We start from the raw sequence: 17,037 nt of genomic DNA on the forward strand, positions 1-17,037 counted from the left end.
TTTATTAAAATTTCTGATTCTCATCAGGACCGGGAACGGCATAGGCAGGATCCTTTGCCCGTATATAGAGTTCTCCGTTTTTAAGAAACTTCACCTCTAAAGGGACAATGGTTGTTCCCTGCAGATTAACTGTTTGCGCTGTTGCTGAAAGATCGACATCTTGAATCCCCTTGCTGCTAACAGGAGGAACATCTCCATTATAAAATGCCGTACACCACCATTTTCCATCCTTTGTCTGAAAAGGGGTGCCATGTCCGAGAAATCTGCCTGCAAACCGTCTTGGGCCGTAAGGTCCTACTATTTTATCGGCTACAGTATAATAGAGGTTATAAGATCCCTTTCTACCAGTATCGGTGGACCAGGCCGTTCCAAACAAAACATATTTACCTCCGATTTTTTTAATAGTGCATCCCTCATGCCCTATACGACTTATTGTACTTCCGGGATTCTTCGGATCCGGGCGGCTCCCGGACGGCTCAATAAAGACGGGCTCTGTCTCAAAACGAGTTAAATCGCTGCTTATCTGAGCGATATATGCATTTGCCCAAATGGCATACCATGTTCCATCATCATCCCTGAATAAGGAAGGATCATGCTTTTTATCAAAATTTTTGCCCATTGTATGAATCCATGGTCCTTTTACATCGCTACCATCGGAGAGTACAAAACTGCTATTTACCTGAGGGCAATGAACAAGTATCCATTTATTCCGGTTTTCATCCCAATGTATTTCAGGAGCCCATATAAAATTCTTGTTTGGACTCTTTACTCCTGCTCTATTTTCATCATCATAATGATACGTATCCTTTGTCGTAAAAGATACGCCCTGGTATTCCCAGTCGATGAGACTACGGCTACGCCAGATCTGAACGGTTGCACCAACAATACTTCCTTCAAAAAGACCCTTATTGTATGGATCTCTGTTCTCACGGGGATCCCCGGGATTGGGCGTGGTGCCGGTCAAATAATAAAAACCATCTGGCGCATAAACGATATAAGGGTCGCGGATCCAGTGCTTTTTAATATAAAGAGCGCGGTCATGTGACATGAGACCGGATTCTATTTCGGACCCGGACATTACCTGGGGTGTCTGGGCTTCAGCTTTTACAAATGAAACTGTCAAGAATACGAATAAAAACAGCTTCGATAATCTTATTGGGTTTAGTTTATACATACTTTTCTTATTTTTTAAAGAATACGAACCTACTTATAATAAGATTACTTCATAAAGTGATAATATTTGTTTTTGTAAGCTGATTGTGTGTCTACGGAAATTCCCGGATCATTTTGTTTTTTCATCCATTTTTCAAGTTCCCGGTAAAGTTTCTTCCTGATTCTGGCATATTCCCGACTGTTAGCCAGATTATTGAATTGATCCGGGTCATCTTTGACAGAATAAAGTTCATCGGCTGGCCTGTGATAAAACCGATCGACCAGAAAACGTTCCCTCTCACTTCTCCCTCCTGCACTTTTCCATGATTGCCACCAATTTTCATTATGTGCCGCAGCCTCTAGATGCTTTTCAAAGTATGTGCTGTCGGGAAGTAAATTCCGGATATAATGATACTCTTCGCTGATAATAGTTCTTATAGGATAGGGCTTTCCTTCGGGTACATTATTGTGCATACAGTAAACATATTCCCGGTGATTATCCTTTTTGCCGAGTAAAACCTTTAGAAAGCTTTTACCCGACAAATTCTTTTTTGCTTTTCCTCCGGCAACATCTATCAAAGTAGGCGTAATATCGGCATATTGAACCAGTGCATCTGTCTTTGCACCACCATCAATTACTCCAGGCCATTTAACGATTAATCCCGTGTGTACGCCTATATCCCAATTTGTCCACTTTCCCCCGCTAAATTGCCAGCCTTGCTCCGTAGATAGCATCACGATTGTATTTTCAGCTAATCCTGTCTCCTCAAGCGTTTTAAGAACCTCCCCTACTTGCCTGTCGAAATACGTTATTTCTGCCAGATAGCGCGAATATGCCTCCCGCACCTCAGGCGTATCTCCCAATGTAGGAGGAAGAATCAATTTTTCGGGCGGATATGCAGACGCATCACCTAAAGTCCAGGGAGCGTGCGGGCTTGTTGAGCATACGAAAAGACAGAAAGGCTGGTTTCTGTCTTTTTCCATAAATGATTTTATTCCTGAAAGATCTTCTTTTTTCTCCTTGGCCAATACACAATTCTCTTCAAATCCCGGAACAGCAATATAAGGGAAAACATCCCGTGGCTGTACATGCTTTTTCCCTGTCAAACCCACTCTGTATCCCAGATCGTTCAGGTAATGAAAAACACTCTTCGTCCCGGGTCTCGACTGAGAATGGTTCCATACACATCCACTTTCCAGGGGATATAATCCTGTATACAACTCATGCCGGCACGGTACGGACATGGACATCCCCACATAAGCCCTGTTAAACATGATGCCCTCTTCCGACAATTTATCAATATTGGGAGTCCGGGCATTTTTACCTCCATAGCATCCGATTTCATTATAGGTACAGTCGTCAGCCATAATAAACAGAACGTTTGGCCTGTTACTTTTCACATTTCCAGGGGCTGAAGATAAAAAAAAGACATTACTCAAATAACTCAATAACGTAAAAAAAATTAATCTTATTTTTTTCATAGCTTCGCTTATTTAGTCATTTCATGGTCTCGGAATAACCTTGCAACGTTTCTCCCAATTGAGATAACGTTGTTCCATTTCCACTACTTTCCTTGGATACTTATCAGAGAGGTCAAACATTTCACTTCTATCCTTATTCAAATCATATAACTCCCATTTCTCACTTTTTGCGGGCATTACAATTTTCCACCCTGACTGGTCAATTAAAGCTTTTTCATTGAAATGCTCAAAACATATTTCACGATGTGGACGTGCTCTTTTCCCGGTTTTAAAAACAGACAATAAACTTTTCCCTTCGTAAGGAATAATCTGATTTTCATTATATACCGCCGGATATTTTGCATTGGAGATATCCAAACAGGTTGCCATAATATCAATAATATGACCATAACTCCCGTTGATTGTACCCTGTTCCTCTTTTATCATTTTCGGCCAGTGTGCAATGAAAGGTGTACAAATACCCCCTTCATACGTTTTAGCTTTCCAGAAACGGAAGGGAGTATTTACTACATTTGCCCACGCTGGCCCAATGGATGAAAATGTATTTTGAGGCCCCGGAAATACATTTTTTTCCCTCGGGTAAATGATTGGCTCGCCATTGCGCATTTCTGCAGGTCGATCATTTTCTCCTGGTGAATAGTTCTCGCACTTTTCATTACTGGCCCCGTTATCAGACAGGAAGAGTATTAATGTATTTTCGATTTCTCCGGTTTTTTGCAGGGCATCCAATACTTTTCCAATTTCCTTATCCATTCTGTCAACCATTGCTGCATGTACCGCCATAGCGCGCGCATCCCAATCTTTTTCCGGATTTTCAGACCAGCTATCATTAAATTGACGGGGAGAAAGAAAATTCTCCAGCTTCCCAAAAAGTTTCATTTTTTTCATACGATCGAAGCGGTCATTTCTGATAGCTTCCCAACCCGCCTTATACTTATCCTCGTACTTGGCTATATCTTCAGGTAAAGCATGAAGTGGCCAATGTGGAGCGTGGAAGGATAAATAAAGGAAAAAAGGCTTCTCATTCTTCGCGTATCTGTTGACATATGACACGGCACTATCAGCCATGGCAATGGTTGCATAATAATTATCAGGAACAGTCTTCACGGCTTTGTCTCCGTTGACCAGGCTAAAAGGATCAAAGTAATTAATCACGCCATAAATTGTTCCATAAAAGTCCTGAAAACCTCTATTTACCGGATAGTTATTTTTGGGAGCAAATTCATCATAATAGACCTGATGCGATAGCCACTGCCGTTGATCCTCCCTCAATGGTGTTTCAGCCACATGCCACTTCCCCACCATGCCTGTTTGATATCCTGATTCTTTTAACATTTCAGCAATAGTAACGCCATTATGAGTCATAGTACCTCTATACCCTGGTTTATGGCTGTCAAATGTCATTCTGCCAATGCCTGCCTGATGTGGATATAACCCGGTCAATAAGGAAGCACGCGTTGGGCAGCTACGGCCGGCATTATAAAAATGAGTAAATCGAATTCCCTTCATGGCTAAACGGTCCAGGTTTGGTGTTTCAATTTCACTCCCGTAACAGCCGAGATCTGAATAGCCAAGATCATCAGCTAATATGAGAATAATATTAGGCCTGGAATCATTCTTCGCCTGACTTTTTCCGGAACATGCGAATAAAACGCCACCCAACAATAAAATGTGTTTGGGTTTTATTTCGGGTAAATTAAATATAATCTTTTGCATAAGTTTTTAATTCTTTTTTCTTTGTGCACTCTCTAATTCCTGTATCCTTGACCAATCCGTTTCTACCATAGAATTTTGTGCCCATTTATACCACATTTTTTTCATTTCTTCCACTTTGTCGGGCATTTGTTTCGAGAGATCGAGCATTTCTGTCCTGTCTCTCCTCACGTTATATAACTCCCAATTTTCAGGTTTTTTGTCATCCCATGCCATTACCAGTTTATAATCTCCTAACCGAACAGCCCTGTTACCCTCATGTTCCCAAAAAACAGGTTCTTTATGCACAGGCTTATCCTTTCCCCTTAACTGGCTCATAAAGCTTTTTCCCTGCAACGGATGAATACTGTTCCCCTTATATTTCCTTGGGTAGCGGGTTTTTGCGAGGTCAACACAGGTAGCCATAATGTCGGGAAGGTAAGCAAATTCCCCGAGTATACTTCCCTCATTTTTTTCAGGGATACCACCAGGCCATGAAACTATACAAGGTGTAGATATTCCCCCTTCATGCACCCAGTGCTTGTACCTTCTTAAGGGAGTATTTGAAGCATTGGCCCAGGCTTGTCCATAGGTAAGGAAATAACCTTCTTTGGTTTCAAGTTGAGTAGCCGGTCCTCCTCCCAGCATACCTCCTTCTGCACATGCTCCGTTATCGTTAAGAAAAATGATGATTGTATTCTCTGCCAAATTATTAGATTCCAGATAGTTCATCAATCTTCCGATATTCGTATCCATCTGTTCAACCTGGGCAGCATAGATAGCCATACGCAAATCCATCTCTTTTTTCTTATCTTCATCCAGACTTTCCCAACTTTTTGAATCGTCAGGTGAAAACAAGTCGCCTGGTTTTACCAACCCCATATCCACCATCCGGCGATATCTTTCTTGTCTCAACACACTCCACCCTTTCATATATTTGCCTTTGTATTTATCTACAATTTCCTGCGGCGCCTGTATAGGCCAATGAGGAGCATTATAGGCCAAATAAAGGAAAAAAGGCCGGTCACTATCCGTTTCACGGGCTTCCCTGATAAAATCTACAGCATAATCTGTAAAAGCATTTGTGGTATAATAATCCGGATCGCTTATGGTCATCTCCTTATTGTTAAGAGTAATACCCCTTGGGTGTGTCGGCTTGAAAAAGTTGGTAGCTCCCGCCAGAATTCCGTAAAACCGGTCGAATCCCCTTTGTAATGGCCATTGTTCTTTCTTATGCATGCCAAGGTGCCATTTCCCAGTCATCAAGGTAGTATATCCGGCTTCTTTCAATACCTCTGCGATGGTTACACTGTTCCTGTTCAGAAAGCCGCGATAACCGGGAAGGTTAATATCGAAAGCGACAGGATTCTCCGGATCATTTGTCATATGCCCTATTCCCGTCTGATGAGGATGAAGTCCCGTCATCAGAGAGGCCCGTGTAGGGCAGCTCCGGCCCGAATTATAAAACTGAGAGAATCTTACCCCTTTACGGGCCAACGCATCGAGATGGGGTGTACTGATCTCTCCTCCGTAACATCCAAGATCAGAATATCCCATGTCGTCCGACATGATCAGAATAATATTGGGTCTTTGGGAAAACCCGTTCATTGAACAGGTCACCGCAATTGAAATTGTTGATATTTTTGTAATATTCATCTTATGTTGAATGTAAAATCTATTCTTCTCCTATCTGTCCCCTGGAATTCCGGAACTGATGCTCGGTGGCTTTCATTTCTGTCGGCTGACCCTCATCTCCACACGCCTTCATCCACTGCTTCAGAACCTGATCCATTCTTTTGACAATAGAAGCATTTTCGGGCAAATCAGCAATATTCTCCATACAATAACTGTCATTCTCTATATCATATAACTCAATGGCCGGCCTATGCTGATACCTATGGGTTATCATCGCTGCAAACGGATCGTTTTCAGCCACCTCTTTCCATCGCTTGAATAATTTACCTGCAGTCTCCGTATTCTGGAAAGTCATTTCCGGTGTAAGATTTACGATATAGCGATATTTCTTGTCTGCAACCGCGCGGATACCGAAATACTCACTCCCGCCGAAAATTCCACGTGTGGTATGAATAGAGAATGTATACTGCTTATGTTCGGTCTTTTTGTTGGTCAGTACGCCAAGGAAGCTTTTCCCGTCCAGTTCACCTTGCGCCTTTGCTCCTGCCATTTCCAGGAATGTAGGTAAAATATCCACATACTCCACAATGGCATCGGAGGTTGTACTGGATTGAACAACTCCGGGCCACCTTACGATACAGGCCGATTTCACTCCTGGTTCGTAAAGAGTCCATTTGGCAAATGGCAGACTATTTCCCTGTTCACTTAAAAAAACTACCGCGGAATTATCCCTGACCTTTTTTTCATCCAAAATTTTAAGCAATTTACCGAATTCAGCATCCATATAATTTATTTCAGCCAAATAATCACAGAACTTTTCTCTCGTTTCCGGAATATCGACATAAAATGGAGGTAATTTAATTTTTTCCGGATTAAACTGACTGGGATTTCCCTTATTCCATGGCGTATGCGGTTGCCTCGACATGACAAACAGGCAAAAGGGAGTACCTTCCGACCGACATTCACTGATAAAGTTGTCAATTGCGTCGAAGTTCAGGTCACCTCCTTTCGAGGTATCCACATACAAATCCCAATCAAAAACAGAAGAAGGTGCTACATGTGATTTTCCTATTAGTGCTACTTTATAACCTGCGGGCTTTAAATGCTGAACGATGCTTAAGGTTCCCTCTCTTGCCATTGTATGATTGGGATATGCACCTGTTTTCACCGGCCATAAGCCGGTTAGCAGGTTATGCCTGGTTGGAGAACTCATCGGAGCCGCCTCGTACGCTTTCGTAAATCGCATTCCTTCACTGGCAAAGTTATCGATGTGGGGCGTTTTGGAATCAACACTCCCGTAACAGCCTATGTCGTAATGAGAGCAATCATCCGCCATAAACAATACCAGATTGGGTTTATGGGATTTTTGTGCAGACAATGAAAATATCGATAGTCCGGTGATAGCTACAGTATAAACAGATTTTCGTATCATAAGGGAAGAAATCAGAATTAATAAATCACATTAAAGAATTCTTTATTAGGCGTATCTATCAGTTATCTTTACCTGACGAATAGCCCGGATTCTGTACACATAGTGAATTGGCATTTATCTCAGTCTGCGGGATCGGAAAAAGCTTATGATGATCGGCGGCATGTGCAATACCCCTTGCTTTGGCTGAACTTATAAACTTATCCATCGGGATAAGATTCCGACGACGAATCTTTCTCCCGATGAATTCTAATTTAAAGTGCCCACGATGATATCGCAAGCAATAAAGATTGCAACATCGATCTCACATTTTTACGGGTAAGGATTTTATACTTACTTTAAATTTGGCAGACTATTTCTCCACCCTATGGCCTGATTTTGTAAATCTTCAGTAATCTCCGGATATTTATCTTTGACATTGTTTCTTTCGAACTGATCTTCTTTTAAATTAAATAACATAACATCAGATCCGTTTTGATTCACCAAAAGTTTCCAATCCCCGTTACGAATTGCCACATTTGGACTCGCATCGGCACCCATTGCTTTCGGGAACGCCTGGCTGTCATTCCTTTTATATTCCCAAAATATTGATTTCTCCCTGTCTTGTGGTGCACCTAACATAGCTTTGCTCATATCTTCACCATCACTGTCGAATTGTTTTGGAACATGAGTATCCGTGATAGCACAAAGGCTGTGAAACATATCAAGGGCACTAATTACGGTTGTGGTGTCTATTTTTCCAACGGGTACATTGGCTTTTGGTCCCCATACAATAAACGGCATCCTGATTCCTCCTTCAAATAAGGAAGCTTTTTGACCTCTCAACCCATTATTTCTTATGTGTTGAAAGCTCGGGGCTGCTCCGTTATCGCTCGTAAAAATAACGATCGTATTTTTGTCGAGCCCTTCATCCTTTAAAGAACTCAACAAGCGTCCTATCTGATAATCATATTCTTTCAGTACGGTTTTTAAATTCTCTTTACTGTTTGTACCTTTAGGAGCTAAATCCATTTCCTCTTTATTCCCAATCCATGGGGTATGTACATCATCAGGCCATAAATTTATAAAGCATGGTTTCCCTTTATTTTCCTTTAAAAATTCCAGAGTTTTATCAACAAAATAGGCAGTCCTGTTCCATCTCTTCACGCTATCTTCTTTTGACCATATCCAATCGGTAGCCGTTAATAAAGGATCAGGATCGGGACTTTCATATGTACTTGAATAGGTGTCATATCCATACTCTTTTATGGAAGGGGCATCATATACATCACGTCCTCCACCTAAATGCCATTTACCAAAGTGAGCAGTCTTATATCCTCCTTCTTTCAATGCTCGCGGCAAGGTGGGTGCTTTCACTGTAAGATAATCGACCATCTCTGCATCTTTATTTCCAGCCCTAGTCTGGAGATAACTTGTAATATTCCAGTTTGCAGGATGTTTTCCGGTAAGCAAACCGGCTCGGGAAGGGGAACTGACTGGCGAAGCAGAATAATATTGAGTAAAAAAGATACCTTCCTGTGCCATTTTGTCAATGTGGGGAGTCGGGAGTATTTGTCCGCCGTAAATACTCAAATCTCCTATTCCCATATCATCAGAAAGAATGAAAATTATATTGGGCCGTTCGTAATTAATATTTTCTCCTGTAGTACAGGCCGAAGTAACAAATGAAGCCCCTAACAGATAAAACAAGGATTTATTTTTCATACGATTAAAATATCTTTTTACATTATGGTGTATGAAACATCTGCGTTAAGCTAAATGAGCAAAGTCAAGTTTACTTGATCTTTGCCATAGCGAGCAAATGACTAACTTTAGTGAATTGAGCGAAGCGAAATCGCCGACTTCCATTGAAAATGATAGCCGGAGGCAACCTTTCGCTTTTAATCATCACATTGGATGTAATTAGTTTTGACTATGTCGATTGCAAAGCAATTCATGCTCGTTTCATATGACTTAAAATTGTTAATCTTCAATGGTATCATATGGGAACTCGTATTAATCATGCAAGATCATGATTAATACGAGTTTCATATGATCTCAAATTAATTCGTCATTATAGTTTTTGTTGATAATGTAATTTGATGGTAACTTGTGTTTTCGATCCACTTTTCATTTACGTCCTCAATGGTTCCGCTTGTTTTTGTTAATGAAGAAGGATGAATAAGTCCCTTTTTTCCATTTGCAGTTTTAAAAAGATATATTTTATCTTTCTCGATCTTGATTACATCTTTTTGAGGATCTGGCAATGAGTTAATTAACTCAGCATTTACCTGCGTTATATTCATATACTGATCTTTGGTTAAATCAGTCAGTTCAAATTTGGCAGACTGCAGTCCACTCATCGTTAATAGTTTGTAATCTTGTCTTTTGGAAGGATTGACGAATGAAGGAATAATGGTTTGGCTTGCATCATCGACAATATCACCCAGGGAAAAATCAATTTCATCTTTGTACTTACCATCTTTTCTCATATAAACCCTTCCGGAATACCAGGATGCAAAATAAGGTCCGTAATAATTTTCTACGGTCTCTATATTCACCGGTTTCGAAAAAATCACACTTGGTGTTATCTTCACAAGCAAATTTTTCTCAAATACATTGCCTGAAATATCTGTTACAATAATTTTTATACATTTGTTTTCCGTCAAATTATCAATTGTATATTCTTTCTCATAATTGGTAACTCCATCCTCAAAAAATTTAGACTCTTCTTCTATCAATGTTCCGGCAGCACCTGTTTCGGCATTTGCATCATAAATTTCAAAAGAACTGATTTTTGCTTCATTACTTGCTCTCACGCCGATCGTTGTAGTGTATGACATCACTCCCTTATCCACAGTGTGAATATTGCTTTCATCGACTCCCTTAAACTGAATAACCACTTCAGGAGTATAATCGACAGTAAAATTGTCATCGCTGCACGAAACACCAAAAAAGATAATAGCAAATATTGATAAAACTATTTTTTTCATGATTGTATATTATTTATTATATTAATAACCTGGATTTTGAAATATTAAAGGGCTGTTGTTGACTTCATTATTTGGGAGTGGAGCCAAATTCATACGCTCGTTGTAATTTCTTTTATCAAGAACTTTACGTGTGAAATTACCATTTTCAATTGCAATCCCTATTGCCGGTTTGTTCATCACATCGTTGGCAATTTTCCATCTTCTTATATCAAAGAAGCGATGTTCTTCAAAACACAATTCAACTCGACGTTCTTTACGAATTCTCTCTCTTAGTGTACTCTGAGTATAGTCAGAAGCATTTATCGGATTTATTATGCCGGCTCTTTTTCTTATACGGTTTAACTGTTCCACAGCTTTTGTTCTCGCGGCCTGCGTATCTGAAGCTTCATTAACTGCTTCTGCATAATTAAGGAGGACTTCCGCATATCTCATCATGATAAAATTCATAGAAGTTTGGCCTCCGGTACGATGATCTATTCTATCATCCAGAAATTTTACCAAAAAATATCCGCTACCCCAGTTGTTTGGAGTTGTAATATCAACTTTAGCGGGTTTATTATTCACTTTTGGCCATGTCATCCCGTGATGCAGAATGGTTTGATAAAACCTTGGGTCTCTGTTTTTGTAAGGATTCTGTTCGTTGTAACCGGAATTCGGGTTTATGACAGGACTATAATCTGAATTATATCCTACAATGGGCTCTGAGCCATCGGCCATATCGTAACTATCTACAAGCCACTGTGTGGGGACAGTTGTAAGTTCTTTATTCACATTCCAGGGATTAAAGGCCGGAAATAAATTGTAAAGATCATTATCAGGAGCACGAAGGTAAACTAAAATATTTTCGGGATTACTCCTTTCATTAAAATATCTCGTATAACTTTTTTCCGGTTCATCAGAATGAATATACAATGAATGAAGACCTTTGGCCTCTGAATAATTAATAACATCCATCGCCGCCTCGGCAGCCTCTTCCCATTTAACGCCCGACGATTCATATAACGAACTGGCAGCGTATAGCAAGGTACGTGCCTTGTAAGCCATGGCTGCTGTTCTCGTAGCACGACCATAGTCACTACCTTCCCATTTATCGGGCAACTTGCCTTCCATTGATAACGTATCAAATTCGTTCACTATGAATTCTACAGTATTCGCCAGTGATTCGCGTCTGGTATCTTCAAATGCAAAAGGATCTGACGGTTCTGTTGATATCACAAGTGGCCCAAACCAACGAAATAATTCATGATAATAGTAAGCCCTTAAAAAGCGGGCTTGATTGGCACTACTTGTTTTTTCCGAATCTGTTAATGGTGATTTGTTCACGTTTGCCAAGAATATATTGGCATTGCGAATTGCAGTATAATAAAATGTCCACGGATGAGTACCAACTACGGGATTCGTAGTTCCGGTAATAGCTCCGGCAATATAACGCTGGATTCCCGGCACAAGTCCTGCATTTCTTGTAGTATTGCCGGCTCCGTCATCGGTGGCATTATCAAGCATTGCAACCTGAACGTTCATGGACATTAAACGAGAAAAACTACCACTGTTATTATTTTCAACTTCTCTCATTCTTCCATACAGGTCATATAGCGCACTGCGCGTATTTTCAGTATCACTAAAAACCTTCTCCAGCGTTAACTCATCAAGATCCGTATCATCGAGCAAACCTTCGTTGCTACATCCTATAACCAAGATAAGTGAAAGTATATAAAATATTTTCTTAATCATATTTGCGAAATTAAAAATTAATTTTCAATCCAAAATTAATAATGTTCTGTTGAGGATAAAATTGTCCAATATTCCTGTCGGGATTTGACTCAGGATCAATTCTTTTTACATTATCCCACGTAAACAAGTTATATGCATTTGCATAAAGATAGATTGAATTCATCGGAGTACGTGATACTGTACGCTTTGGAACATTATATCCGATCTGGATATTTTTCAATCTTAGATATTTACCATCTCTAAGCCAGAAATCCGAAAGAAAATAATTCTGATGGTTGCCGTCAGATTTTTGTAAAAAACGCGGATAAGTAGCAGTAGAAGCAGTTTCAGGTGTCCATCTGAAAAGATGTTCCTCAAAATAATTTCCCCAGCTGTTGTCCCAACCTACATCACCTGCCATATAAACGGAACTGTGCGATGCACCCTGAAACAAGACACTTAAGTCAAATCCCTTATAATTCAATCCGGTCGACAAAGAATATGTTCTTTGAGGTAAATTACTGTATCCGATTGGAGTCTGATCATTTTGATCAATGATACCATCTCCATTTATATCTTTATACTTAATGTCTCCGGGAGCTAAATTGGACAATCCAAACTGCTGGGGTGAAGCGGCTATTTCCTCATAAGAATTAAAAAAACCATCAAAATTATATCCCATAAACTGACCCACTGATTGTCCCGTCAGATACATATAATCAAACGGTTTTCTGGCTTCACTCATCTCAATAATCTTGTTCTTGGCGTAAGAATAGGTAACTTTAGCAAAATAATTAAAATCTTTTTTCCTGTTGCTTTGCCATCCTAATTCAAGTTCATAACCGCTGTTAGTTACCTCACCTAAATTTTCCGGGGCCAGATTTGTTACACCCGAGGCTATGATGTAGCGGGCAGGTTCTGTTAATATATCTTTGCGTTGCTCCTTGAAAATATCTGCTGAAAAAGACAATTTAGAATCAAGCCATTTGGTATCCACGCCTACATTATATTTTGTAGCCGTTTCCCATGTAATATTTTCGTTTGCCATTCTCCCCTCTCTTAATCCGACAACTTTAGGATTGGGTGTTTCTCCAAATGAGTAGGATTCTCCATTCACATATGTTGATTTATAATAATATGAAAAACCACCAAGCCTGTCGTTTCCTACCTGCCCTAATGAGGTTCTTAATTTCATGAAATTAAGAACTTCAGATTGTGGCATAAAACTTTCATTTGTTATCACCCAACCTAATGACGCAGCAGGGAAAAGATGGTATCTCCTGCCTTTGGCAAAGCGATTGGAACCGTTATAGCCCATGTTGATTTCAGCAAGATATCTGTTGTCATAATCATAATTAATACGCCCTATCAATGCCTGATAGACATGTGGAACATAGGAATACTGTCCTCCCGGAGATGATGTGGAAGTAAAATTAGTTAACACCACACCGGAAAGGCTGTGGACATCCTCTATGATTCCTGAATATCTGAGTGCCACCTCCATATATTGATCGTATATAGCTGCCGCATTCCCTGAACCCTGAAATGGCAATACTCCAGCAAGGCCCTGCAAATATGAATTGTCTACCGGATTATAGGAATAAAGATAAGGTCTCTGTTGCATACCCCGCCAATTGCTCCAATTCACATCAAATGCATATCTCCCATCCAGAGACAATCCTTTGAAAATCTTACGAAGATTATAATCAAAATTAAGGGTGGTTTCTAACTGGTTGTCATAATCGGAACGAAAACCTGTATGAGCTATGGTGACCAGTGGATTCTGTCTCCATACACCAATAGCACCAGCAAAACTACCATTAGGATTCATAAGAGGAAAAGCCTGGGGAGCATTTCTGTAAAAAGAGGCAAACAGTCGCAATCCTTCCGCATTACTATTAAGTCCGTCATACGTAGCCGGCCGGTTTTGCTTTCTGTAGAGGTAAGAGATATTTACTCCCACTTTCAGATCCTCAGATAATGAAATATCGATGTTAGAACGTGCAGTCAACCGGTTATAATAATAGGAAGCATCATAACCCTGGTCTTTTAATGCTGCGTCGACCTGGGGTGACAGTTCCAGTAAATTTTTTATAACAGGCCTTTTTCTCAATTCGCTTACTCTGGATTCAAACATGCCCTGTTGGGTGAAATAACCAACGGAAACAAAATATTTGGTTATATTGTTACCACCCGAAATATTGATGTTATATTTTTGCTGGGTACCAGGTTTTGTAAATGTTTCTATAAAATCATTATCAGGATGAGTAAAAGGGCTTAATTGCGTTCTATATAAATAGTTATCATATTCAGACACTGGAAAATTACTGGTGTTGGACAACTTCGAAGGATCGAGTCCCATATTTATCGTACCCTCCCGTTGGAAAAGAGAGGTGGTTTCCGCATTCAATGCCTTTGTTAATCTGTTGTAATTTGTAATTCCATATTCAGCGGTAAATCCAATCTTAGACTTTCCTACAGCCCCTCTTTTGGTAGTAATAAGAATAACTCCGTTGGCGCCCCTTACTCCATAAACTGCTGTTGCGGAGGCATCTTTCAATACGGATACACTTTCAATGTCTTCCGCGTTAATTTGATTAAAAGCACGTTCAACACCATCAACCAACGTCAAAGGTTCAGAATTATTAAATGTCGCTGTTCCTCTGATAAATAGCTGTGAACCATCGTCGCCCGGGCGGCCGCTTACCTGGCGTGTTACCAGACCGGGAATACGGCCAGCCAAAGAGTTCGTAACACTCGAAACAGGGGTATTGCTTATCTCTTCTGATGTTACATTTGAAATAGCACCAGTTACAGAAACCTTTTTTTGAGTTCCATAGCCAATAACAACGACTTCCTCTAACCCTATGGTCTCTTCTCTTAAGGTAACATCAATATTTACCTTACCTGCCACATTTATTTCTTCGGTAATAAATCCGATCATGGATAACTGAAGAACGGGTTCTTTGGTGTTATCTATCTTTAGCTCAAAATGGCCATCTAAATCTGTTACCGTACCATTCAACGTATTTTTCTGCATGACCGTTACACCAATTAGTACGTCCCCGGTTGCATCTTTCACCACCCCGTTTATCTTGGTTTGTGAAAATATAACTGTTGAACAGCAAATAAAAACTAAAATTAAAACTATATTTCTCATATATTAAAAATTATCATATTTTACCATCCGGGATTTTGAACAATTTGTGGTGAAATCTTTATTTCATTCAAAGGAATTGGATGCAAATACATATGAGGGCTGAATTTGCGTAAATCATCAACTGTGAAATTGCTATAATCCAAGGTATTACCATTTTGTATTATTCTGATTCCAGTAACAGGCTGATTCAATCTATCTCCATCCATCCAACGTCTTACGTCGAAATAACGCTGTTCCTCAAAAGATAATTCTATTCTGCGTTCATTTTTGATTTTCTCACGCATCGATTCTTTTGTAGTTACACCATTCAGGAACTGGTCATCTGACTTGAATCCTGCACGGGAACGAACAGTAAGAACCGCATCTTTTGCTGTAAGCCCAAAATTATTCGGATCGGTATCCGGTCCATAAGCTTCGTTCATAGCTTCTGCGTATAATAAAAGAACGTCGGCCAAACGAATAATGGGGAAAAGATGAAATGTATTACCCGGATTAGCCAGAGAGAAATTAATATTAAAGTCTAAAAACTTTTTCAGATAATATCCTGTATTGGTAGATCTGTCAATGACTGCATTAAGGGCATCAGATGTTGCATCCTCTCCAAGTTTTGTATATATTTTCCCTAATTTACCATATGTAGAACCATTATAGCCGACGATAACGTTAAAACGAGGATCTCTGTTGTTATACTGGACTGACAAATCATCCCTTACATACGCTGACCCGTTGACCATAGTAAATGCATCCACAAACTCCTGTGTAGGTACTGTACCACCTCCCAAATTTCTGGATAGACTGGGAGGATATTGCCGGTTTTCCAGACCATTTGATTTAGAGGCACCCACAAATACTATATATTCACTGTTTGGCGAAGTAGTAAATAACTTTTCATAATTGGCATGTAACGAATAAACATTTGAACCACTTTGATTCTTGAGGTTTATGACCTCTGCACAGGCAGCCGCAGCAATAGCCCAACGATTGGACACCTCTGCTTCGTTACTGTTTACATGTCCGATTAACTTGTTTGAATTTCCTGACTGATTAAAAAGAGGGCTCGCTGAAAAAATAAGCGTTTTTGCTTTAATAGCCAGTGCCGCACCTTTTGTCATTCTTCCATATCCCCCACTTCCGCCAATTGGAGTCACATCCAAATACTTTATTGCAGAATCACACAGGTTGACAATATGAGCAACACAATCTGAATATGAGCTCCTCTCAATGACATTTAATTCCGGATCACCCAATGCATAATATTTATCAATAATAGGATACCCGCCGTAGTGCTTCAAAAGGTCAAATTCAAACAATGCCCTTAAACCATACATCTCTCCAATATAGGTGTTTTTGATTCCAATAACCTCTTCAGGCGTTGTTTTGTTAAGTACCAATTCTATCTCGGTAAGATATTTTTGCGCGAATATGGCTTGTCTTATACCCTGGTAAGAATTATTCCAGGAACTCTGAACCGGGCTGTTCGATCTTACATATCCTCTCGACAATCTATGAATTGACGAACTATTTATAGTGGACATTCCGTCATCCGTTGCAGCATCAAGAAACGAACCTGAAATTGAATTAAACCCACCTCTTATATAACTATAAGCCTGATTTACCGGTCTGACATAATTGGCTTCCATCGAAAAAACATCCTCCGGTTGTGACCAGTCATAAGGAGTCTCATCCAGATAATTACATCCGGTGAACAAAGATGAAGTTATCGCCAATAAAAATATCTTATGTATAATATTAAATTTCATGTGTTTATTTTTTATTTTTTACATTATAGTCACGTGGAACTCGCA

10 protein-coding genes are annotated in these 17,037 nt (G+C 39.8%); all 10 read right to left on the minus strand.

The genetic code is table 11. The features are described 5' to 3' along the window. Positions 1 to 4: 4 nt before the first annotated feature. The 10 genes from AC1HCU_RS07155 to AC1HCU_RS07200 all read right to left on the minus strand — a co-directional run bounded on the left by AC1HCU_RS07155 (position 5) and on the right by AC1HCU_RS07200 (position 16,992). Positions 5 to 1,174, minus strand: coding sequence for a family 43 glycosylhydrolase (locus AC1HCU_RS07155; RefSeq protein ID WP_480370844.1), 1,170 nt, complete (start codon positions 1,172 to 1,174; stop codon positions 5 to 7). A gap of 44 nt (positions 1,175 to 1,218) precedes the next feature. Continuing rightward, a complete protein-coding gene (locus tag AC1HCU_RS07160) occupies positions 1,219 to 2,520 on the minus strand; it encodes a sulfatase family protein (protein ID WP_480370847.1) in 1,302 nt (433 codons plus the stop codon). A gap of 135 nt (positions 2,521 to 2,655) precedes the next feature. After that, a complete protein-coding gene (locus tag AC1HCU_RS07165) occupies positions 2,656 to 4,350 on the minus strand; it encodes an arylsulfatase (RefSeq protein ID WP_480370850.1) in 1,695 nt (564 codons plus the stop codon). Between the two features lie 6 nt (positions 4,351 to 4,356). Then, positions 4,357 to 5,982, minus strand: coding sequence for an arylsulfatase (locus AC1HCU_RS07170; RefSeq protein ID WP_480370853.1), 1,626 nt, complete (start codon positions 5,980 to 5,982; stop codon positions 4,357 to 4,359). Positions 5,983 to 6,001: 19 nt separating this feature from the next. Further along, positions 6,002 to 7,405 carry a sulfatase family protein gene (locus tag AC1HCU_RS07175; protein ID WP_414703295.1) on the minus strand — a complete coding sequence of 468 codons (1,404 nt, stop codon included), beginning with the start codon at positions 7,403 to 7,405 and terminating at the stop codon, positions 6,002 to 6,004. A gap of 318 nt (positions 7,406 to 7,723) precedes the next feature. After that, positions 7,724 to 9,094, minus strand: a complete 1,371-nt coding sequence (locus AC1HCU_RS07180; RefSeq protein WP_480370855.1) for a sulfatase family protein — start codon at positions 9,092 to 9,094, stop codon at positions 7,724 to 7,726. Between the two features lie 338 nt (positions 9,095 to 9,432). After that, on the minus strand, positions 9,433 to 10,362 hold the full coding sequence (locus AC1HCU_RS07185) for a hypothetical protein (RefSeq protein ID WP_480370858.1): 930 nt from the start codon (positions 10,360 to 10,362) through the stop codon (positions 9,433 to 9,435). 21 nt (positions 10,363 to 10,383) lie between these two features. Beyond that, positions 10,384 to 12,093 carry a RagB/SusD family nutrient uptake outer membrane protein gene (locus AC1HCU_RS07190; protein WP_480370861.1) on the minus strand — a complete coding sequence of 570 codons (1,710 nt, stop codon included), beginning with the start codon at positions 12,091 to 12,093 and terminating at the stop codon, positions 10,384 to 10,386. A 10-nt stretch (positions 12,094 to 12,103) separates the two neighbouring features. Further along, positions 12,104 to 15,232 (minus strand): SusC/RagA family TonB-linked outer membrane protein, encoded by a 3,129-nt coding sequence (locus tag AC1HCU_RS07195; RefSeq protein WP_480370864.1) that lies wholly within the window; start codon positions 15,230 to 15,232, stop codon positions 12,104 to 12,106. Between the two features lie 20 nt (positions 15,233 to 15,252). Beyond that, on the minus strand, positions 15,253 to 16,992 hold the full coding sequence (locus AC1HCU_RS07200) for a RagB/SusD family nutrient uptake outer membrane protein (protein WP_286860849.1): 1,740 nt from the start codon (positions 16,990 to 16,992) through the stop codon (positions 15,253 to 15,255). Between the last annotated feature and the right edge of the window lie 45 nt (positions 16,993 to 17,037).

This window comes from Proteiniphilum sp. LBM24028 (genome assembly GCF_056629195.1).